At 35.4% G+C, this 22,415-nt stretch carries 20 protein-coding genes and 5 tRNA genes; 1 reads left to right on the forward strand and 24 read right to left on the reverse strand.

Going from position 1 to position 22,415, the window contains the following annotated elements:
- Positions 1-102 precede the first annotated feature (102 nt).
- The gene (locus ICJ83_RS00040; protein WP_188228331.1) at positions 103-372 is read left to right on the forward strand and encodes a (4Fe-4S)-binding protein; all 270 of its coding nucleotides are present in this window, start codon (positions 103-105) and stop codon (positions 370-372) included.
- Between the two features lie 67 nt (positions 373-439).
- On the opposite strand, the gene ICJ83_RS00045 is transcribed toward ICJ83_RS00040, so the two are convergent.
- The 24 genes from ICJ83_RS00045 to ICJ83_RS00160 all read right to left on the reverse strand — a co-directional run bounded on the left by ICJ83_RS00045 (position 440) and on the right by ICJ83_RS00160 (position 22,346).
- Complete coding sequence (locus tag ICJ83_RS00045; RefSeq protein WP_188228332.1) at positions 440-757, reverse strand: DUF3467 domain-containing protein; 318 nt, start codon at positions 755-757, stop codon at positions 440-442.
- A gap of 91 nt (positions 758-848) precedes the next feature.
- Positions 849-5,150, reverse strand: a complete 4,302-nt coding sequence (gene rpoC, locus ICJ83_RS00050; RefSeq protein WP_188228333.1) for a DNA-directed RNA polymerase subunit beta' — start codon at positions 5,148-5,150, stop codon at positions 849-851.
- A gap of 62 nt (positions 5,151-5,212) precedes the next feature.
- Positions 5,213-9,025, reverse strand: coding sequence for a DNA-directed RNA polymerase subunit beta (gene rpoB / locus ICJ83_RS00055; RefSeq protein ID WP_188228334.1), 3,813 nt, complete (start codon positions 9,023-9,025; stop codon positions 5,213-5,215).
- 124 nt (positions 9,026-9,149) lie between these two features.
- Positions 9,150-9,524 (reverse strand): 50S ribosomal protein L7/L12, encoded by a 375-nt coding sequence (rplL, locus tag ICJ83_RS00060; RefSeq protein ID WP_188228335.1) that lies wholly within the window; start codon positions 9,522-9,524, stop codon positions 9,150-9,152.
- Between the two features lie 65 nt (positions 9,525-9,589).
- Positions 9,590-10,111: a 50S ribosomal protein L10 gene (gene rplJ / locus ICJ83_RS00065; protein ID WP_188228336.1), complete on the reverse strand. Its 522-nt coding sequence runs from the start codon at positions 10,109-10,111 to the stop codon at positions 9,590-9,592.
- Between the two features lie 19 nt (positions 10,112-10,130).
- Entirely contained in the window at positions 10,131-10,820 is a 690-nt protein-coding gene (gene rplA, locus ICJ83_RS00070; protein WP_188228337.1) for a 50S ribosomal protein L1, read from the reverse strand.
- A gap of 19 nt (positions 10,821-10,839) precedes the next feature.
- The gene (rplK, locus tag ICJ83_RS00075; RefSeq protein WP_188228338.1) at positions 10,840-11,277 is read right to left on the reverse strand and encodes a 50S ribosomal protein L11; all 438 of its coding nucleotides are present in this window, start codon (positions 11,275-11,277) and stop codon (positions 10,840-10,842) included.
- Positions 11,278-11,348: 71 nt separating this feature from the next.
- Positions 11,349-11,903, reverse strand: coding sequence for a transcription termination/antitermination protein NusG (nusG, locus tag ICJ83_RS00080; RefSeq protein WP_188228339.1), 555 nt, complete (start codon positions 11,901-11,903; stop codon positions 11,349-11,351).
- Positions 11,904-11,921: 18 nt separating this feature from the next.
- Positions 11,922-12,116 carry a preprotein translocase subunit SecE gene (secE, locus tag ICJ83_RS00085; RefSeq protein ID WP_188228340.1) on the reverse strand — a complete coding sequence of 65 codons (195 nt, stop codon included), beginning with the start codon at positions 12,114-12,116 and terminating at the stop codon, positions 11,922-11,924.
- Between the two features lie 111 nt (positions 12,117-12,227).
- Positions 12,228-12,300 (reverse strand) — tRNA-Trp (locus ICJ83_RS00090).
- Positions 12,301-12,363: 63 nt separating this feature from the next.
- Positions 12,364-13,551, reverse strand: coding sequence for an elongation factor Tu (gene tuf / locus ICJ83_RS00095; protein WP_188228341.1), 1,188 nt, complete (start codon positions 13,549-13,551; stop codon positions 12,364-12,366).
- Positions 13,552-13,622: 71 nt separating this feature from the next.
- Positions 13,623-13,694: transfer RNA gene (locus ICJ83_RS00100), tRNA-Thr, on the reverse strand.
- A 12-nt stretch (positions 13,695-13,706) separates the two neighbouring features.
- Positions 13,707-13,779: transfer RNA gene (locus ICJ83_RS00105), tRNA-Gly, on the reverse strand.
- A 40-nt stretch (positions 13,780-13,819) separates the two neighbouring features.
- Positions 13,820-13,901, reverse strand: a tRNA-Tyr gene (locus ICJ83_RS00110).
- Positions 13,902-13,943: 42 nt separating this feature from the next.
- Positions 13,944-14,017 (reverse strand) — tRNA-Thr (locus ICJ83_RS00115).
- 101 nt (positions 14,018-14,118) lie between these two features.
- Positions 14,119-14,421 (reverse strand): ribosome hibernation-promoting factor, HPF/YfiA family, encoded by a 303-nt coding sequence (hpf, locus tag ICJ83_RS00120; RefSeq protein ID WP_188228342.1) that lies wholly within the window; start codon positions 14,419-14,421, stop codon positions 14,119-14,121.
- Between the two features lie 36 nt (positions 14,422-14,457).
- Positions 14,458-15,348 carry a tyrosine-type recombinase/integrase gene (locus tag ICJ83_RS00125; protein WP_188228343.1) on the reverse strand — a complete coding sequence of 297 codons (891 nt, stop codon included), beginning with the start codon at positions 15,346-15,348 and terminating at the stop codon, positions 14,458-14,460.
- 187 nt (positions 15,349-15,535) lie between these two features.
- Positions 15,536-15,730 (reverse strand): 30S ribosomal protein S21, encoded by a 195-nt coding sequence (rpsU, locus tag ICJ83_RS00130; RefSeq protein WP_188228344.1) that lies wholly within the window; start codon positions 15,728-15,730, stop codon positions 15,536-15,538.
- 85 nt (positions 15,731-15,815) lie between these two features.
- Positions 15,816-16,982 carry an acyl-CoA dehydrogenase family protein gene (locus tag ICJ83_RS00135; protein WP_188228345.1) on the reverse strand — a complete coding sequence of 389 codons (1,167 nt, stop codon included), beginning with the start codon at positions 16,980-16,982 and terminating at the stop codon, positions 15,816-15,818.
- Positions 16,983-16,995: 13 nt separating this feature from the next.
- Positions 16,996-17,865, reverse strand: a complete 870-nt coding sequence (locus ICJ83_RS00140) for a ComEA family DNA-binding protein (protein ID WP_188228346.1) — start codon at positions 17,863-17,865, stop codon at positions 16,996-16,998.
- Positions 17,866-17,885: 20 nt separating this feature from the next.
- Positions 17,886-19,508 (reverse strand): alanine/glycine:cation symporter family protein, encoded by a 1,623-nt coding sequence (locus tag ICJ83_RS00145; RefSeq protein ID WP_188228347.1) that lies wholly within the window; start codon positions 19,506-19,508, stop codon positions 17,886-17,888.
- A gap of 115 nt (positions 19,509-19,623) precedes the next feature.
- Positions 19,624-20,646 (reverse strand): potassium channel family protein, encoded by a 1,023-nt coding sequence (locus ICJ83_RS00150; protein WP_223154549.1) that lies wholly within the window; start codon positions 20,644-20,646, stop codon positions 19,624-19,626.
- A 66-nt stretch (positions 20,647-20,712) separates the two neighbouring features.
- Positions 20,713-20,940: a PspC domain-containing protein gene (locus ICJ83_RS00155; protein WP_188228348.1), complete on the reverse strand. Its 228-nt coding sequence runs from the start codon at positions 20,938-20,940 to the stop codon at positions 20,713-20,715.
- Between the two features lie 125 nt (positions 20,941-21,065).
- Positions 21,066-22,346 (reverse strand): DUF2851 family protein, encoded by a 1,281-nt coding sequence (locus ICJ83_RS00160; protein ID WP_188228349.1) that lies wholly within the window; start codon positions 22,344-22,346, stop codon positions 21,066-21,068.
- Positions 22,347-22,415 lie beyond the last annotated feature (69 nt).

Raw genomic sequence — 22,415 nt, forward strand, 5'->3', positions numbered from 1 at the left:
AACACATTATCGGGTATTTAACGCATTAATCAATTAAATTTAAACTATAACGTTATAGTATTTATTTTTATACTAATGCTTCCAAAAAAATTGCTAAAACCTATGAAAACAGAAGCTAATGTATTCAGTAATTCAGAAATTACTGTGACTTATGAACCTAGTGTTTGCATACATGCTGAAAAATGTTTGAAAGAACTATCAGACGTATTTAGAACCTCTGTTATACCTTGGATTGATTTAGACGCCTGCGAGTCGGAACGCATTATAAAGCAAATTAATCGCTGTCCTTCCGGGGCTCTGAAATACAATTCTATACAGAAAATAAGAAAGGTAGAACATAAGAAAAATTCAAAACTAGTAACCGCTGTATAAATAGCAGCCAAAAAAAAGTCCCATTGAAAAAACAACGGGACTTTTTTAATTCTTAATAATAAGCTTTTTATGCTTGTCCGGTAGGTCCAAAATTTAATGGAATTGGCGGTTGTTCATAATCTTTAATTTCGCCATGAGCATTTTCAAAACGAGCTACATTTTCACCTAATGCTTTTAATAAACGCTTAGCGTGCTGCGGTGTTAATATTATTCTAGACTTTACTTTACTCTTAGGAACACCAGGCATAATATTTACAAAATCAACCACAAACTCTGATACCGAGTGATTTATAATTGCTAAATTAGAATATTGCCCGTCGGCAACCTTTTCATCTAATTCTATATTTATTTGTCCTTGTTTTGGTTTTTCGCTTTCTTCAGCCATAATTATTTAATATTTTAAAATTAAAAAGCCTTCGAGTATAGACTACAAGAAGGCTTTTATTTTATAGATTCCTGCCTTCGCAGGTTAACTATTAGTTATAATTTAATTCTTGCTTTACTTGCATCATTTCGTCAAATTCCTCTTTAGATCCAACGATAATGTCTTGGTATTTACGCATACCTGTACCAGCAGGTATTCTGTGTCCTACAATAACATTTTCTTTCAAGCCTTCTAAAGTATCTATTTTACCAGCTACAGCAGCTTCGTTAAGTACTTTAGTCGTTTCCTGGAAGGATGCCGCAGAAATAAATGATTTCGTTTGAAGCGAAGCTCTTGTAATACCCTGAAGTATTGGCGTAGCTGTTGCTGGTCTAGCATCTCTAGCCGATACAAGTGCTTTATCTTCTCTTCGTAAGATAGAATTCTCGTCTCTTAACTGACGTGCAGAAACGATTTGTCCAGCTTTAAGATTTGCAGAATCTCCTGCATCCTCAACAACTTTCAATCCGAAAATAGCATCGTTCTCTTGAATAAAATCAGCTTTATGAACTAATTGATCTTCTAAGAATAATGTATCACCAGAATCGATAATTCTAACCTTACGCATCATTTGTCTAACAACAACCTCAAAGTGCTTATCGTTAATTTTCACCCCTTGTAAACGGTATACCTCTTGTACTTCGTTTACTAAGTATTGTTGAACGGCTGATGGGCCTTTAATATTTAAGATATCTTCAGGCGTCACAGAACCATCAGATAATGGCATACCTGCTTTTACGTAATCATTCTCTTGTACCAGAATTTGATTCGATAATTTAACCAAGTATTTCTTAATTTCTCCTAACTTAGATTCAACAATAATCTCACGGTTACCACGCTTAATTTTTCCGAATGAAACAACACCGTCAATTTCACTTACCACAGCTGGGTTCGATGGATTACGCGCTTCAAATAACTCGGTTACACGAGGTAAACCACCTGTAATATCCCCTGCCTTAGCAGACTTACGAGGAATCTTAACTAACACTTTACCAACGGTAATTTTATCACCGTCGTTAATCATTAAGTGAGATCCAACTGGTAAGTTGTAAGAACGCATTGTTTCACCTTTAGAATCTTCAATATGAAGTGTTGGTATTAACTTCTTGTTTCTAGATTCAGAAATTACTTTTTCTTGGAAACCAGTTTGCTCATCGATTTCTACTTGGTACGTTACACCTTGCTCGATATTTTCATATCTCACTTTTCCAGCGAACTCAGAAATAATTACACCGTTATATGGATCCCATGTACACACAACGTCGCCCTTACTTAACTCCTGACCATTCTTAATCATTAAAGTAGAACCATAAGGAATGTTATTAGTACTTAATGCAATACCTGTTTTCTTATCAATTAGTTTTATTTCAGTTGTACGCGAAATTACGATATCAATGTCGTTACCTTCGTTATCGGTACCTTTAACTGTTTTTAAATCTTCAATCTCAGCAATACCGTCGAATTTAACAACTAATTTGTTTTCTTCGGAAATGTTACCAGCAATACCTCCTACGTGGAATGTACGAAGTGTTAACTGTGTACCTGGCTCACCAATAGATTGTGCTGCCACAACCCCAACGGCTTCACCTCGTTGCACCATTTTACCAGTAGCTAAATTACGTCCGTAACACTTAGCACAGATACCTTGTAATGCCTCACAACTTAATGGTGAACGTACTTCTATCTTTTCAATTGGCGTTTCACCAATCGCTTTAGCAATATTATCTTCAATTAATTCACCTGCTGCAACAATTAACTCATCGGTTAATGGATTGTATACATCATTTAATGACACACGTCCTACAACTCGCTCTGCTAACGTTTCAACAACTTCATCATTTTTCTTTAATGGCTCTACTTCAACACCCCTTAATGTTCCACAATCTTCAGAATTGATAATAACATCTTGAGAAACGTCTACTAAACGACGTGTTAAGTAACCAGCATCGGCAGTTTTAAGAGCCGTATCAGCAAGACCTTTACGAGCACCGTGCGTAGAGATAAAATATTCTAAAATTGAAAGTCCTTCTTTAAAGTTAGAAAGGATCGGGTTTTCAATAATTTCACCACCACCTGCATTCGATTTTTTCGGTTTCGCCATTAATCCACGCATACCTGTAAGCTGACGAATCTGCTCTTTCGAACCACGCGCTCCAGAATCAAGCATCATGAATACCGAGTTAAATCCTTGTTGATCTTCGCGAATACGCTTCATAGACAACTCGGTTAATTCAGCATTTGTTGATGTCCAAATATCAATAACCTGATTGTAACGCTCGTTGTTGGTAATAAGTCCCATATTATAGTTACCTGTAATACCTTCAACTAAACCGTTAGCCTTATCAATCATACTTTGTTTTTCAGCAGGAATAATAATATCACCTAAACTGAAAGATAGACCACCTTGGAATGCAAATTTGAATCCTAAAGTTCTAATTGCGTCTAAGAATTCAGCTGTTTCAGGAACAGATGTATACTTAAGGATTTGACCAATAATATCTCTTAACGACTTTTTAGTAAGTACTTGGTTTATATAACCAGCGGCCTGTGGCACGTGTTGGTTAAATAATACACGACCAACAGTTGTTTCAATAATTGTTGGTGCTAATTTACCATCTTCGTTAATATCGATAGTTCTAACTTTAATACCAGCATTCAAATCTACACGCTTCTCATTGAAAGCAATCTCTACTTCCTCTGGTGCGTAGAATGTTAATCCTTCTCCTTTAATTGGCACTTCTGGAGTAGACTTACGCTCTTTGGTCATATAATAAAGACCAAGAACCATATCCTGAGAAGGTACCGTTACCGGAGATCCATTCGCTGGATTTAAGATATTATGAGAAGCCAACATTAATAATTGACACTCTAAAATAGCTTCTGGCCCTAATGGTAAGTGAACCGCCATCTGGTCACCATCGAAATCCGCGTTAAACGCCGTACACACTAATGGGTGTAACTGAATCGCTTTACCCTCAATTAACTTAGGTTGGAACGCTTGGATACCTAAACGGTGTAACGTAGGAGCACGGTTTAGTAATACTGGATGTCCTTTAAGAACATTTTCCAAGATATCCCAAACCACAGGCTCTCTTTTATCTATAATTTTCTTTGCAGACTTAACTGTTTTTACAATACCTCTTTCAATTAATTTTCGAATTACGAAAGGCTTGTAAAGCTCGGCTGCCATATTTTTTGGTAAACCACACTCGTAAAGTTTTAACTCAGGCCCTACAACAATTACCGAACGTGCTGAGTAATCTACACGTTTACCAAGTAAGTTTTGACGGAAACGCCCTTGTTTACCTTTTAACGAATCTGATAACGATTTTAATGGTCTGTTAGAATCTGTTTTTACCGCTGAAGATTTACGGGTGTTATCGAATAACGAATCTACAGATTCCTGTAACATACGTTTTTCGTTACGTAAAATTACCTCGGGTGCTTTAATTTCAACAAGTCTCTTAAGACGGTTGTTACGAATAATTACACGACGGTATAAATCATTTAAATCTGAAGTTGCGAAACGACCACCATCTAATGGCACTAACGGACGTAATTCTGGTGGAATAACAGGAATAACCTTCATAATCATCCATTCCGGACGGTTCTCTCTGTTATTGTTAGACTCACGTAATGATTCAACAACTTGTAAACGTTTTAAAGCTTCTGTTTTACGTTGTTTAGACGTTTCTGTATTAGCTTTATGACGTAATTCGTATGATAACGATTCTAAATCGATTCTAGCTAATAATTCAATCAAACACTCAGCTCCCATTTTCGCCAGGAACTTGTTTGGATCTGAATCATCTAAATACTGGTTATCCTGTGGAAGACTCTCAAGAATGTTTAAATATTCTTCTTCTGTTAAGAAGTCCATTTTTTGTAATGGTTCACCTTCTTCATTTTTAGCGATACCTGGTTGAATTACTACGTAACGTTCGTAGTAAATAATCATATCTAATTTCTTAGATGGTAAGCCTAATAAATAACCAATTTTATTTGGTAACGAACGGAAATACCAGATATGAGCGATTGGCACAACTAAGTTAATGTGTCCAACTCTATCACGACGTACTTTCTTTTCTGTTACCTCTACACCACAACGGTCACAAACGATACCTTTGTAGCGAATTCTTTTGTATTTACCACAAGCACACTCGTAATCCTTTACAGGACCAAAGATACGCTCACAGAATAAACCATCTCTTTCAGGTTTATGAGTTCGATAATTGATAGTTTCTGGCTTTAAAACCTCACCTCTAGACTCTGCTAAAATAGACTCTGGTGACGCTAAACCAATTGAGATTTGATTAAATCTCTTTACTGTATTCTTATCTTGTTTTCTTGCCATAATATATGGTGCTATCGAATTATTTGTAAACTTTAAAGATCCCCTTTTTCAAGGGGATATAATTATTCCTCTAATCTAATGTCTAATCCTAGACCTTTCAATTCGTGCATTAATACGTTGAAAGATTCTGGTAATCCAGGATCTGGCATTGGCTCACCTTTTACGATTGCTTCGTAAGTTTTAGCTCTACCAATTACATCATCAGATTTTACAGTTAAGATCTCTCTTAAAGTACTTGATGCACCATAGGCTTCAAGTGCCCAAACCTCCATTTCACCAAAACGCTGACCACCAAACTGTGCTTTACCACCTAATGGCTGTTGCGTAATTAATGAGTAAGGACCAATAGAACGGGCGTGCATCTTATCGTCTACCATGTGACCTAACTTAAGCATGTAGATTACACCTACGGTTGCTGGTTGGTCAAAACGATCTCCAGTACCTCCATCATAAAGGTAAGTATGACCGTATCTTGGAATACCTGCTTCATCTGTAAGTTCATTAATCTGATCGATGGTTGCACCGTCGAAAATAGGTGTCGCAAATTTACGACCTAATTTTTGACCAGCCCATCCTAATACAGTTTCGTAAATCTGACCAATGTTCATACGAGATGGTACCCCTAGTGGGTTAAGTACGATATCTACAGGAGTACCGTCTTCTAAGAATGGCATGTCTTCTTCGCGAACGATACGAGCAACAATACCTTTGTTACCGTGACGTCCTGCCATCTTATCTCCTACTTTAAGTTTACGTTTTTTAGCAATATAAACTTTTGCTAATTTAATAATACCTGATGGTAATTCGTCTCCTACAGAAATGGTAAACTTCTCGCGTCTTAAAGCGCCTTGTAAGTCGTTTTCCTTAATTTTGTAGTTGTGTATTAAATCTGCAACAAGTTGATTGGTATGATCATCAGTAGTCCATTTTCCAGACACTAAATGTGCATAATCATCAACAGCGTTTAACATTTTTAAGGTGAATTTTTTACCTTTTGGTAATACTTCTTCTCCTAAATCATTGTATATACCTTGCGCAGTTTTACCATTTACGATATTGAATAATTTCTCGATTAAAACATCTTTTAACTCATCGAATTTTCTATCGTAAATACCTTCTAATGCAATAATATCATCTTTATCCTGAGCACGCTTACGTTTATCTTTTACGGCTCTAGAGAATAATTTTTTATCGATAACCACACCATTTAATGATGGTGAAGCTTTTAATGATGCATCTTTAACATCTCCGGCTTTATCACCGAAGATAGCTCTTAATAACTTCTCTTCTGGAGTTGGATCACTCTCACCTTTAGGGGTAATTTTACCAATTAAGATATCGCCTGGTTTTACCTCTGCACCAATGCGAATCATTCCGTGTTCATCTAAATCTTTAGTAGCCTCTTCGGATACGTTAGGAATATCGTTAGTTAACTCTTCGTTACCTAACTTAGTGTCTCTAACTTCTAAAGAATACTCATCGATATGCACCGATGTAAAGATATCTTCACGAACAACTTTTTCAGAAATTACAATCGCATCCTCAAAGTTGTAGCCTTTCCATGGCATGAATGCTACCTTCATGTTTCTACCTAAAGCAAGCTCTCCTTTTTGCGTCGCATAACCTTCACATAAAACTTGACCTTTCTTTACGGTATCACCCTTAACTACAATAGGTTTTAGGTTGATAGATGTTCCTTGGTTGGTTTTTCTATATTTTACTAATTGATACGTTTTAATGTCACTATCGAAACTAACTTTAGCTTCATCCTCAGTGCGCTCGTAACGTATTTTTATTTCGTTTGCATCTACATACAGTACTTCTCCTGTTCCTTCGGCATTAATTAATACACGGGAGTCTGACGCTACCTGACGCTCTAAACCAGTTCCAACAATTGGAGACTGAGGTAATAATAACGGTACAGCCTGACGCATCATATTAGATCCCATTAACGCACGGTTCGCATCATCATGTTCTAAGAACGGAATTAACGACGCCGAAATTGATGAGATCTGGTTAGGAGCAACGTCTGTGTAGTGAATGTTTTCTGGTTCAATTACCGGGAAATCACCCTCCATACGGGCAATAACTTTATCATGTAATATTTTACCGTTGTCATCTACTTTTACTGTAGCCTGTGCAATTAGTTTACCTTCTTCCTCTTCAGCACTTAAGTATGTTGGTTCGTTTTTAATATCAACTACGCCATTTTCTACTGTACGATAAGGTGTTTCAATGAATCCCATTGAATTTACTTTAGCGTATACTGATAAAGACGAAATTAATCCAATATTCGGCCCTTCAGGCGTTTCAATCGGACATAAACGACCGTAGTGCGTATAGTGAACGTCACGTACCTCGAACCCTGCTCTTTCTCTTGAAAGACCACCTGGTCCAAGAGCCGATAAACGACGTTTGTGCGTGATTTCAGCTAATGGATTGGTTTGATCCATAAACTGTGATAACTGATTCGTACCAAAGAACGAGTTAATAACCGACGATAACGTTTTTGCATTAATTAAGTCGATCGGTGTAAACACCTCGTTATCGCGAACGTTCATTCGCTCACGAATAGTACGTGCCATACGTGCTAAACCAACACCAAATTGTTGAGATAATTGCTCACCCACTGTACGTACACGACGGTTAGATAAGTGATCAATATCATCAATCTCAGCTTTCGAGTTGATAAGCTCGATTAAATATTTTATGATGGTAATGATATCTTCTTTAGTAAGCACTTGCTTATCCATTTCAATATCAAGACCTAATTTTTTGTTCATTCTGTAACGACCTACTTCACCTAATGAGTAACGTTGGTCACTAAAGAATAATTTATCTATAATACCACGTGCTGTTTCCTCATCTGGCGGCTCAGCATTACGTAGTTGTCTATAGATATGCTCAACAGCTTCCTTTTCAGAGTTTGTTGGATCTTTTTGTAATGTGTTATGAATGATGGCGTAATCCCCTTGTTCAGAACTCTCTTTATGTAAAAGGATGGTTTTTACGTCTGCATCAAGAATTTCTTCTATGTTATCTTTATCTAAGATGGTATCACGATCAAGAATAATTTCGTTACGCTCAATAGATACAACCTCTCCAGTATCTTCATCAACAAAATCCTCATGCCATGTGTTAAGAACACGTGCTGCAAGCTTTCTTCCTTGGTATTTCTTTAAGCCAGTTTTAGAAACTTTTACCTCTTCAGCTAAATCAAATATCTCTAAGATATCTTTATCACGCTCAAAACCAATTGCTCTGAATAAAGTAGTTACAGGTAATTTTTTCTTTCTGTCAATGTAAGCATACATTACCTGGTTAATATCTGTAGCAAACTCAATCCATGATCCTTTAAAAGGAATAACTCTGGCTGAGTATAATTTGGTTCCATTGGCATGGAAAGATTGCCCGAAGAACACCCCTGGCGAACGGTGTAATTGTGATACTACAACGCGTTCAGCACCATTAATAACAAATGTACCGCTTGGTGTCATGTAAGGAATAGTTCCTAAGTACACATCTTGAACAATGGTCTCGAAATCCTCATGTTCAGGGTCTGTACAGTATAACTTTAATCTTGCTTTAAGCGGAACGCTGTAAGTAAGTCCTCTTTCTATACACTCATCTATAGCGTATCGTGGTGGATCTACGAAGTAATCTAAAAATTCTAAAACAAATTGATTACGTGAATCTGTAATTGGAAAGTTCTCCATGAAGGTGTTATATAAACCTTCATCACCTCTTTCTTCCGATTTAGTTTCTAACTGGAAAAAATCCTGGAAGGATTTAATCTGAATATCCAAGAAGTCTGGGTATTCTGTTCTATTGATAATAGACGAGAAATTTAATCTTTCAGCTTGTGTTGACAACATCAATGGACGGAATTATGATTAAAAAAAAATAGTTGTAGCGTATGTAAATATTATATACGCAAAATGGTTTAGGTCTTGAAGAAAATCTCCAGACCTAAACCTTTATGTGTTATAAAAGTTAAGCTTATTTAAGCTCAACCTCAGCTCCTGCTTCTTCTAAAGATGCTTTTAATGCTTCTGCTTCGTCTTTCGCGATGCCTTCTTTAATAGCGCTTGGTGCACCATCTACTAATTCTTTAGCTTCTTTTAATCCTAAACCAGTTAATTCTTTAACTAATTTTACAACTGCTAATTTAGAACCACCAGCTGCTTTTAAGATTACATCAAACTCAGTTTGAGCTTCTTCAGCCTCACCACCAGCAGCAGGACCAGCAACAGCAACTGCAGCAGCAGCAGCAGGCTCGATACCATACTCATCTTTTAATATAGTAGCTAACTCGTTTACTTCTTTTACTGTTAAGTTAACTAATTGTTCTGCGAAATCTTTTAAATCTGCCATTTTCTATCGTTTTTAATAAATTTTTAATTTTAATATAATTGTAATAAAGTGCGTACTATGCTAGACTATCCTTCTTTTTCAGATAGTGTTTTAATAATACCGGCTATTTTTCCACCACCTGATTTAAGTGCTGAAACAACGTTCTTAGCAGGCGATTGAAGTAATCCAACAATCTCTCCTAATAACTCCTCTCTAGACTTAATGTCTACTAAGGCATCTAATTGGTTGTCACCGATATATATTGCTTCCTCAATAAATGCTCCTTTTAATAAAGGCTTTTCAGATTTCTTACGGAAGGTTTTAATTAACTTAGCTGGCGCATTACCTGTTTCAGAATACATTACTGTTGTATTCCCCTTTAAAACAGATGGAAGATCTTCAAAATCCTTCTCAGAAGCTTCCATTGCTTTTTCAAGTAATGTGTTTTTTACAACTGCCATTTTTACGTTTGCTTTAAAAGCAGCACGACGTAAATCTGAGGTAGTACCTGCGTTTAATCCTGAAATATCTGTAATGTAGATATTTGGGTTATTGGCTAATTCTGCAGTTAATTCCTCAATTACTTGTGATTTTTCTTCTCTTGTCATAATAAAAGTATTTAACTAATTAACCAACTTTAGGATCAACAGCAACACTAGGACTCATTGTACTAGAAAGGAATATACTTTTTACATAAGTACCTTTAGCAGTTGTTGGCTTAAGTTTTATTAATGTTTGAATTAATTCATTTGCATTACCAGCAATTTTATCAGCACTAAAAGATGCTTTTCCAATCGCGGCGTGTACGATACCAGTTTTATCTACTTTAAAGTCGATTTTACCAGCTTTTACTTCGGTTACAGCTTTAGCAATATCCATAGTTACTGTACCAGTTTTTGGGTTAGGCATTAAACCACGAGGACCTAATACACGTCCTAAAGGACCTAATTTACCCATAACACTAGGCATAGTAATGATAACGTCTACATCTGTCCATCCGCTCTTGATCTTGTCAAGATACTCGTCTAAACCGACGTAATCAGCGCCCGCTTCTTTTGCTTCTGCTTCTTTATCTGGAGTTACTAATGCTAATACTTTCATATCTTTACCAGTTCCGTGAGGTAACGATACTACCCCTCTAACCATCTGGTTTGCTTTACGTGGATCAACTCCTAAACGTACAGCGATATCAACTGAAGCGTCAAATTTAGTATTAGTAATTTCTTTTACTAACTCTGATGCTTCTGTAAGAGAGTATACTCTCCCTTTTTCAATTTTTGCTAAAGCCTCTTTTTGCTTTCTTGTTAATCTTGCCATTTTCTAATGTTTTTAAAGATTAAGATGGGAATTGACCTGTTACAGTGATACCCATTGATCTTGCTGTTCCAGCAACCATTTTCATAGCAGATTCGATTGTAAATGCATTTAAATCTTGCATTTTATCTTCTGCTATAGTTTTGATTTGATCCCATGAAACTTTAGCTACTTTTTTTCGGTTAGGCTCTCCTGAACCTTTTTTTAATTTGGCCGCTTCTAATAATTGTACTGCAGCTGGAGGAGTTTTAATAACAAAGTCGAAAGACTTGTCTTTATAAACCGAGATAACAACAGGTAAAACTTTTCCAGCTTTATCCTGAGTTCTAGCATTAAATTGCTTACAGAACTCCATGATGTTAACCCCAGCAGCACCTAAAGCGGGTCCAACCGGTGGCGACGGATTCGCAGCACCTCCCCGAACTTGTAACTTAACTACTTTACTTAATTCTTTTGCCATTTTTAATAATTTAGTGTGATAAGCTTCGAGTTGGAAGCAAAAAGCTTATCCTTTATATAGTGTAACAATTATTATACTTTTTCAACTTGCATATAACTCAATTCTAACGGTGTCTTTCTTCCAAATATCTTCACCATTACTTCAAGCTTACGCTTTTCTTCATTAATTTTTTCAATAGTACCATCAAAACCATTAAATGGACCATCGATAACTTTTACAGTTTCTCCTTTTGTAAAAGGAATTGCCACATTAGAAGTTTCCTCTACGGCTAATTCATCCACCTTACCTAACATTCTGTTTACTTCAGATTGTCTTAAAGGCACAGGGTCTCCGCCTTTTGTCTCACCTAAGAAACCAATTACATTTGTAACCGACCTAATAATGTGCGGCACCTCCCCTGTTAAGTTGGCTTGAATCATTATATATCCAGGAAAAAACACTTTCTCTTTGTGTGTTTTTTTACCATTTCTTATTTGAACTACGCGCTCCGTTGGAACCAACACCTGATCAACATAATCTTGCATCCCTAACCGAGCAATTTCATTCTCGATATAAGTTTTAATCTTATTTTCTTGACCACTTACGGCTCTAACTACGTACCATTTTTTTTCACTCACGTCAGACATAAACTTTTAGTTTTCCCGTTAGTTAATCAATTGAAAATAAAAGGCCATAAATTTACTAAACACCGTATCTACTCCCCAAATTGCTAAGGAAAATACGATAGAGAACACAGCCACTAAAACAGTTAAACTTTGTGCTTCTGTCCAAGTTGGCCAACTTACATTGTTTTTAAGTTCGCTAAATGATTCTTTTATGTAATTTACAATTCCAGCCATTTATTTATTTTTTTTCAACAGATTAAAATTTCAGTTTTAACTTTAAAAAAGCACACTAAAACTCTTACATCCTTATTTATTGAAAGGAACCTAAAATTAAGTTCCTTGTTGCACGGGTTGAGAGACTCGAACTCCCGACACCTGGTTTTGGAGACCAGTGCTCTACCAACTGAGCTAAACCCGTAAATATGTTAAGGTATCCGTATTTCTAAGAATACCTTAACATTATTTATCTATCTAAACTGTATTAGTCTAAAATCTCAGTTACCTGACCAGCACCTACAGTTCTACCACCTTCACGGATTGCGAAACGTAAACCTACGTTCATTGCAATAGTGTTGATTAATTCAACAGTGATAGTTAAGTTGTCTCCTGGCATAACCATCTCAACTCCATCAGGTAAAGAAATGTTACCTGTTACGTCAGTTGTACGTACGTAAAACTGTGGACGGTAGTTGTTATGGAATGGTGTGTGACGTCCACCTTCTTCTTTCTTAAGGATATAAACCTCAGCTTTAAATTTAGCGTGTGGTGTTACAGAACCTGGCTTAACGATAACCATACCTCTCGAGATTTGGTTTTTATCAATACCTCTTAATAAGATACCTGCGTTATCTCCAGCTTCACCTCTATCTAATATTTGACGGAACATCTCGATACCAGTGATAGTAGAAGTTAACTTCTCAGCACCCATACCAACGATCTCTACAGGATCTCCAGTGTTAGCAACACCAGTTTCGATACGACCTGTTGCTACAGTACCACGACCAGTAATAGAGAATACGTCTTCGATTGGCATTAAGAAAGGCTTATCCATATCACGTAATGGCTCTTCAATCCACTCATCACAAGCTTCCATTAACGCCATTACAGTATCAACCCACTTTTGCTCACCATTTAAAGCTCCTAAAGCAGAACCAGCGATTACAGGCCCATTATCTCCATCGTACTCATAGAAAGATAATAAATCTCTAACTTCCATTTCTACTAACTCTAATAACTCCTCATCGTCAACCATATCCACTTTGTTCATGAATACAACGATACGAGGAATACCTACCTGACGACCTAATAAGATGTGCTCACGAGTTTGTGGCATAGGACCATCAGTTGCAGCAACTACTAAGATAGCACCATCCATTTGAGCAGCACCAGTAACCATGTTCTTTACGTAATCGGCGTGACCTGGACAGTCAACGTGTGCGTAGTGACGTTTTGCTGTTGAATATTCTACGTGAGATGTATTAATAGTAATACCTCTTTCTTTCTCTTCTGGAGCGTTGTCAATTTGATCAAATGATCTCGCTTCTGATAAACCTGCATCAGCTAATACTTTAGTAATAGCAGCAGTTAAAGTTGTTTTACCGTGATCTACGTGTCCAATTGTACCAATATTTAAGTGTGGTTTTGAACGATCGAAAGTTGCCTTTGCCATGTTTTTTAAATAATTTAATCTTAGTTATATAATAATATTAGTGTATTCTAATCTTTCTTCTTCAAAATTAGAGCCAATGACGAGATTTGAACTCGTGACCTCTTCCTTACCAAGGAAACGCTCTACCCCTGAGCTACACCGGCATTAAATATTAGAGCGGGAGACCGGGTTCGAACCGGCGACATTCAGCTTGGAAGGCTGACGCTCTACCAACTGAGCTACTCCCGCAATTATTTAAATATAATCCTTTTCAAGTAAAATAAAATAGTGGGGAGAGCAGGATTCGAACCTGCGAAGACATAGTCAGCAGATTTACAGTCTGCCCTCGTTGGCCGCTTGAGTATCTCCCCAATTTCACCTTATTTTATATTACTTTATTTTTAAAGAACTTGAGCCGATAGAGGGACTCGAACCCACGACCTGCTGATTACAAATCAGCTGCTCTAGCCAGCTGAGCTATATCGGCTTATTTTTACCTTTTTTCACACAAAAAAAGTCCGCTATTTCTAACGGACTGCAAATGTATATATAAATTTCTTTATTCAAAACATTTTTTGAGAAATTTTATCAAATATGTGCTCTTAATTTCTCTTTTCGCTTTTTTAATTGCCTTTCTAATGACGCAGCAGCGATATCTGCTCCTTCTTCGAAAGTTTTACATTGTTTTTTTACTACAAAACTATCACCGGGCACACTTAGCCTCACTTCAAATATCTTGTTCGCTTTTTCACTCGTATTTTCAACTTTTAAAAACACATCAGACTGAATGACTTTGTCATAAAACAAATCTAATTTATCCATACGCTTTTGGATAAAATCTATTAATTTTCTATCTGCACTAAAATTAACGGATTGCGTGTTTACTTTCATACTACTTAGTTTTTATTGGTTAAACATTTCTCTATACTATTTTTTGCTTCTTGGATGTGAATTAACATGCACTTTTTTTAACTCGGCTATACTATTATGCGTATAAACCTGAGTGGCAGCTAAACTCGTATGCCCCAAGAGCTCTTTAACAGCATTCAAATCGGCACCTTGATTTAGTAAATGTGTTGCAAAAGAATGCCTTAGTATATGAGGGCTCTTTTTTACCTTAGAAGATGCTTTACTAAAATAATCATTTATTATTCTGTAAACAAGTGTTTCGTATATTTTAGCACCTTTTTTTGTTAAAAAAAGATAATCATCATTTTCGATATAATCAAGTGTTTTTCGCAGGATCATATACTTACCCAAGGTTTCCATTACTGAATTTAATAACGGAAGGAGACGTTCTTTATTTCTTTTACCTAACACTTTTAAGGTTTTATTCTTAAAGTCTAGATTAGCAAGCTTAAGTTCTACTAATTCTATACGCCTGATTCCTGTTGAATAAAACATTTCAATGATTAATTTATCACGAACACTTTCAAAATTATTCTCGTCAACAAAATGATTTAATACCTGTGCTATTTCATTTTCTGAAAACGGTATCTGAATCTTCTTTTTAGTTTTAAGCGCCTTGTGTTTGGCGAGTGGATTAATTTTAATGGTTTCTGTTCGCAACAAAAACTTATAATAGGTGTTGAGAGAAGATATTTTTCTATTTATACTGCGATTGGACAAACCTTTTCCAACCAATTCCACAATCCATGCTCTGATTTCGCCGTAATTTGTTTGCTCTATATCATTTAACTGATAATTCCTTGTTACAAAATCCAAAAAAGTATGCACATCAGCTTTGTAAGCTTTAACTGTTAAAGCTGAATAATTCTTTTCTAATAATAAATAATCTGTGAAAGGCTTAAACGGCATATTTTTAAGTGCTTCGAGTTAAATAAATATACAAAGTTATTTCCGAATTAGTTTTCTAGCATAATAAGATTTGATATGATTCTGCCAAAGAAGGTTTCAATGGTTTTAAAAACGATTAAACTCAGATACGTTTAAAACAAAAAAATCCCGCTTAATTAAGCGGGATTTTATGATATTTTAGTTTTTACTAAATATCTTCAGCATCTCTTAATGTTTGAATGTATTGTGCTTTTTGAATTTGCGCTCTACGCTCAACTGAAGGCTTAGTAAATTGTTTACGCGATTGTAACTGACGTTTCGTTCCGGTTCTATCGAACTTTCTTTTAAAACGCTTTAACGCTCTATCTATATTTTCTCCTTCTTTAATTGGTATAATTAACATAGTGCCTTAACCTCCTCTCTTTTAGCATTTCGGGGTGCAAATATAAAATTAATTCTTAATTCTGAATTAAAAATTATAAATTATTTTATGTTGCTGGTTTGTATTCCTTTTTATCTATAATAATTTTAGCAATTATTTCTCTTAGAATCTCTGAAGTTCCTCCGCCAATAGGTCCTAAACGGCTATCTCGAAGCAATCTTGCCATTGGGTAATCTTCCATATAACCATAACCGCCTAAAAACTGAAGACACTGATAAATAACCTCATCGGCCATTTTTGTGGATTTTAATTTAGACATTGTAGCATGTTTGACTACGTACTCACCTTTATTTAATCTGTAAGCTACCGAGTAATTAAACTCCTTACATATTTCCATATCGGTATACAAATCTGATATCGTATGACGTAAGGCCTGGAATTTATCGATAGACTTACCAAAGGCCATGCGTTCCGACATATATTGTAAGGCATATTCTAGAGCATATTCTGCTCTCGCATGCGCATTAATACCCATTATTAATCGCTCTAATGCGAAATGTTGCATTATGTAAGCAAATCCTTTATTTTCTTCTCCCATTAAATTTGAAGCGGGTACTTTTACATTGTCGAATGCAATTTCGGCAGTATCGGAAGCACGCCAACCCAACTTATCAAGCTTGGTAGCAGTTATGCCTAATGATTCTCTGTCGACTACAAAAATACTAACGCCCTTGTTTCCTAACTCGGGATTCGTTTTAGCCGCAACGATTAAATAATCGCTGTAAACTCCATTTGTTATAAAGGTTTTAGATCCATTTAAAATATAATAATCACCTTCTTTAATTGCTGATGTTCGCATACCAGCCACATCACTTCCACCAAACGGTTCTGTAATGCACAAACACCCTACTTTATCACCTGCAATACTTGGAGTTAAATACTTTTGTTTAATAGCCTCGTCTCCTTCCGCATTTAAGTGCGTCATAGCCAAATACATATGTGCCCAAATTGCCGCTGCAAAACCGCCTGAGTTTATTTTTTGAAGCTCCTCTAACAGAATTACGGTGTAGAATAAATCTAAGTTTAATCCGCCATAAGCTTCGGGGTAGTGAATACCGAAAAATCCCATCTCTCCAAATTTCTTCCAAATAAACCTGTCGATGGTTCCTGATTTTTCCCAGTTTTCTATATGTGGTACAACTTCTTTTTGTAAAAAATCTTGAAGGCTTTTTCTAAAAAGTTGATGTTCTTCAGTGAAGTACATACTATTCATTTAAGTGTCTTTTTCAATCGAGGGACAAATATAATTTAATTATATCTATTTTATTCACAGGAAAGCCCTTAACTTTTGTTAATTCCTCCAACGATTTAAAACCATCTCTTAGTGTACGTTGTTCGATTATGCGATATGCTAAATCGTAATCGATATGCTGAACGGTTACCAATTCGTCTACAGTTGCCTTGTTTATGGCTATTTTTTCAATTCTTCTTGGTGTTTTTACTGTGAATTGATTGGTTATTCTTTTAATAATTTCAGGGGTTAACCCGAAAACATCGTGTAATTGTACATCTGCAATAAAACCTCCTGGAAATTTGTTCCTGAATTTTACAATTCGATTTGACAGCACTACTCCTACGCCATTAGCCCTTTGCAATTCAATGGCTGTTACTTTGTTTAAGTCCATTTTTTCTGAGTATGACTTGGCTTTATTTGAATAATTGTTAGTTACAAAAGTCTTAGGCTTAGCAGTGTTTATCCACTCTGGAAATTTAAAATAAGGCGATATAAAACTTAAAAAAGAATCGGATACTTGAGTAACCTGCTGAAATTCTTTAGCTGAATTAATCCATTTATTTTGCTTTCTATACTGTATCAGCCTATCAATTTCTTGATTAGACATACCTAATAGAGAACCTTTATAATCAGTTAAATAATTTGGATTAAACGGATAGATTCTAGGCTTTTTTTCCCTCATTTTAACTAAACGAAGCGAATCAAGCTCTTTAGTCATCTTATCCAATTGTTGTGAATTAACCTTTACGACATCCTCTGGCAACGACACATAAAAATAAACAACTTGCAGAATTACAATTATAAGAAGCAATAAAAAAATCCCATTTCTTTGTTGTTTAGTAAACTTGAAATGGGATTTCATTATTATAATAATTTAAATTTTTACATATGCTTTGTAAGGTCTTCGGCGCCTTCTTCAAGGGCTTCCTCTTTAACATTAACAGCCTTCATATATTTTTTTAATTCTCTACTAATAATTGGAGACAACACAACCACACCAATAATATTAGGCACAACCATAGCAAAAATCATGGCATCAGAGAAATCAATTACAGCTCCAAGACTAATAGATGACCCTACGATTACGAAAAATAAGAATAATATTTTATATATTAAATCACTCTTTTTTCCCTTACCGAATAAAAACACCCAACCTTGCATACCGTAATAAGACCATGATACCATTGTTGAAAATGCAAATAATATTACTGCTATTGTTAATACTATTGAGAAATGCGGAATAACAGTATCGAAAGCGGTTGCTGTTAGCTCTACGCCTTCTTTAATCGGCACACCATACTCCATAAATGAACCATCAAAATTTGTTATCACAATAACTAAAGCGGTCATTGTACAAATAACTACGGTATCAACAAAAGGTTCCAACAAAGCAACAATCCCTTCACTTGCAGGATATTTAGTTCTTACGGCAGAGTGCGCAATTGCAGCACTACCAACACCTGCTTCGTTAGAGAACGCTCCACGTCTTATACCTTGAATCATTACACCAACAAGTCCTCCGGCAATTCCTAAGCCTGAAAATGCACCTTCATAAATTAATCCAAATGCATCATCAATTAAATGCCAGTTAGCTCCTAAAATAATTAAAGCCGCCAAAACATAAATACCTGCCATAAATGGCACAACTTTTTCTGTAACCGACGCAATTCGTTTGATACCTCCTATAATTACTATAGCTACAAGTGCCGCCATTACAATTCCGAAGTACATCCCGGCATTATCTCCCTGAAGGTCGAATAATTTTGTAAACTGCGCTGCTGCCTGATTAGCTTGGAACATATTGCCACCACCAAACGAACCTCCAACAACAAATATGGCAAATAAAACAGCCAAAACTTTCCCTAAAGGTTTTAATCCTTTTTCGGCAAATCCTTTGGTTAAATAATACATAGGCCCGCCATAAACGGTACCATCTTCAGCTACATCTCTATATTTAACCCCTAAAGTACATTCTGCAAATTTAGATGCCATACCTAATAAACCGGCTACGATCATCCAGAACGTTGCTCCTGGACCACCAATAGATAAGGCTACGGCAACACCTGCAATATTTCCTAAACCTACTGTTGCCGATAATGCAGCGGTAAGGGCCTGGAAATGCGATACCTCGCCATGAGCACTGTCATCTCGTAAAGTTTCAATAATGTTTGCGTCCTCATTAGGTGTAGAGTCTCCGTATAAAGTATCTGCACCGTGCTTTTCTATGTCTTCATATTTACCTTGTACAACACGAATGGCCGTTCTAAACCCTGTAAAGTTTATAAACTTAAAGTAGATTGTAAAGAACAAAGCGCCACCAATTAACACAATTAAAACCCAAGGTATTTTATACTCTTCAGAAAAAGGGATTTCGTAAAAAATACCTTCAACAAACCATCCGGTGTATTCTTTAAAAATACGATCGAACTTTTCTGAAGCTGATTCTTGTGCAAATGTTAAAACTGGAAGTACTAATGTAAATAATGAAAGAAGATATCTCTTCATAAATAAATTTTTAGATTAATTTTTTTAAGATTTTGAAGTTTTCTCAGTAAAAGTCGGCAAGATGCTAAAAAAAAATCGATTTTTAAAACATGAGTTGTTAAAATAGTAATAAAGCTTAAGTAATATTGTACAGAGAATTAAGGTTTTCTATTTGTTCTGGGCGTCCTAAAACAATAATTTTAGAATTCGATGCCAATTCCAATTCTGCTTCGGGGTTTACTAAGTATTCGCCATTTTCGTCTTTATAACCTATAATCGAACAACCTGTTTTTCTCCTTAAATCTAAATCACGAATTGTTTTTACAGTCTTATCATCCTTATATAATTTTTCGACAGCGACTTCTTCTATATTAATATTGGCTTTCCCTACTATAGAAAGATTATCTATAAATTCCATTAAACCAGGAACCACCACTAAGGATGCCATATGATCACCTCCAATATTATCGGGTAAAATAACATTATTCGCTCCGGCAAACTTTAATTTATTGTATGACGATTCGTGAGACGCACGACTTATGATATTAATTTGACTATTAATTTGACGCGTAGAAAGTACCACAAATAGATTTTCTGCATCGTTAGGTAGTGCTGAAATAAAATTGGATGCACGGTCTATTCCTGCTTGTATTAAAACCGCATCATCGTTAGCATTTCCAATAATGTACGGCACTTCATCCTGCTGCAAGCGTTCTTCCATATCCTTATTTTTTTCAATAACGACAAATTGCTTTTTATGAGCCAACAATTTTCTGGCCGCTTGCTTACCGTTTCTTCCATAACCACATATAACAACGTGATTTTTAAAACTGTCAATACGTTTTTGCATTCGTTTTTGTTTTAATTCTTCAACATTATTTTTACTTAAAATGTACTCGGTAATAACAGATAGTACAAAACCCATAATAACAACACTGGCCAAAATTAAAATTATTGTAAAAATTTTAGCATTGTCATCTAGCGGCACCACTTCACCAAACCCAACTGTTGTTAAGGTAATAACAGTCATATAAACAGCATCGACCCACGAATAATCGGCTACCACCTTATAACCAATAACTCCAACTAACATGGTGGTAAACAACAGAAATAATGCCGTGTAAATTTTTGTTTTAAAAAACTTTAGTAGCGGATTCAAAAGGTTACTATTTATAATGGTTAGAATAGATATTTTTTCATAGTCTAATATTAAAACACGAATGTATTATAAATCGAAAACTGAAGATCGCTTTGTATACAATAAATCTTTAATTCGCATCCAAAAGGCTAAAAACAAATACAAAGCAAAACCAAAACCCAGAGTTACAAAAGTTAAATACATAAACGATAGTCTAACCACTTTGGCCCGAATACCTAAGCGGTCGGCAATACGCTGACAAACATAATAACCATGTTTTTGAAAAAACAATAATGGTTTATAAACTATATCCATATTTATATTTGAATTTAAATATCACCCTCGCAATTTAACTATTTAGATTGACAATTGTTAAAATTATACCTTTTGAAATGAATTATGAGGTATACATTAAGGATTTACCAAAAATGTTTTTAAGCCTATTTAGCGATTTTCCCAATGAATTTGTTACCAACAACACATTGCAAACATTTACTTTTATCACAATACTCTGTTTTAAGCTGAATTAATGCCTGAGATTGTAGAGCCGATTCAGATACCTTTTTTAAATTGTTAAAAGCCTGAACGATACTGTTGTTTTCGGATGCGATTTTATTGGCAATTTGCAAAACACTATCTTCTGATTCGTTCCTATGTTGCTTAGCATACAAAAACTTTATAGGTAAAACAGTATTTATAAGTACTAAATCGATAAAAGAATGCGTTAACGTTTTCACCGAAGCTTTCGAAGATTTTTCGAATGTATAATGGGTTTCCCAGAATTTTGATGTAGACACTTTAAATAAATCATAAAATGCTTCCAAAGTATTAGTTTCTATTATTTTTGAAAAAAGCGTGTTTTGATTATGATATAGTGATGCTAGTTGAGACAACCTAATGGTAGGAAAGTTAGGAGGGCGCAATCTAAAAAACTGAACTGAAGCAACTGAAATGTTTGCTAATTGAAATTTCTGTCGTAAAAATTGATACTCCTTTTTAAGCTCCTGATAATAGCCGTTTTGAATATCCTTGTCGAGCAAACCAGCCTGACCAAAAAATAAAGCTTCTAACTGTTCTATATTATTTTGTGATTTACGAACAACACTATAATCTATCGAATTCGCCAATGTATAAAACGCATGTCCGTTTACTTTAAGCCCGAAATTTTTAGCAAGCATGATAAACAAAATAGCTTCCCAGTCGTTTTTTGAATCCTCTAATAGCGATTCAATTGTTTTTGATTTTCGTTCCAATCGCTCAAAATACAGCCGTTCTAACCAATGTTGTAAATCGAAACGCTTCATATCAGCGAAAAACGGTTCGCAATGAATCCATCGGCGTTCGTTAGAAAAAAGATCATTATAATTTTCAATTGTTCTGATATCCGTGTAGTCTTTTAAAATTAAAGTAGCCAATTCAGAATTATCTTTTCTGAAAATTTGTGTATCATGCTCCCAAACCACGTGCAACACCACATTATCGTAAGCAATATCATTTTCATGATTATGTAAATACCAATCGGAAGATTTAACATGAATTTCTACGTTTCCAGCCCAAAGCTGTCCACCTACCTTTATAAGGGCATTAAAAAAGTCGGGGCCTGAATTAAAATTGTGCTCACCTACCTTAGAAATTACAATCGATTCACCCTGTACGGTTGTTAATTGGCTAAACTGAAACTTTTTATATTTCCACAAATAGTGTAAAAACTCCTCTCGCATAATCAAATGTAATACTTTTTTTACATTTTCATAATGTCGTTTTAAAAATTAAAGTCCTTACATTTGTTC

This window comes from Aestuariibaculum sediminum, from assembly GCF_014596945.1.
Lineage (GTDB): Bacteria > Bacteroidota > Bacteroidia > Flavobacteriales > Flavobacteriaceae > Aestuariibaculum > Aestuariibaculum sediminum.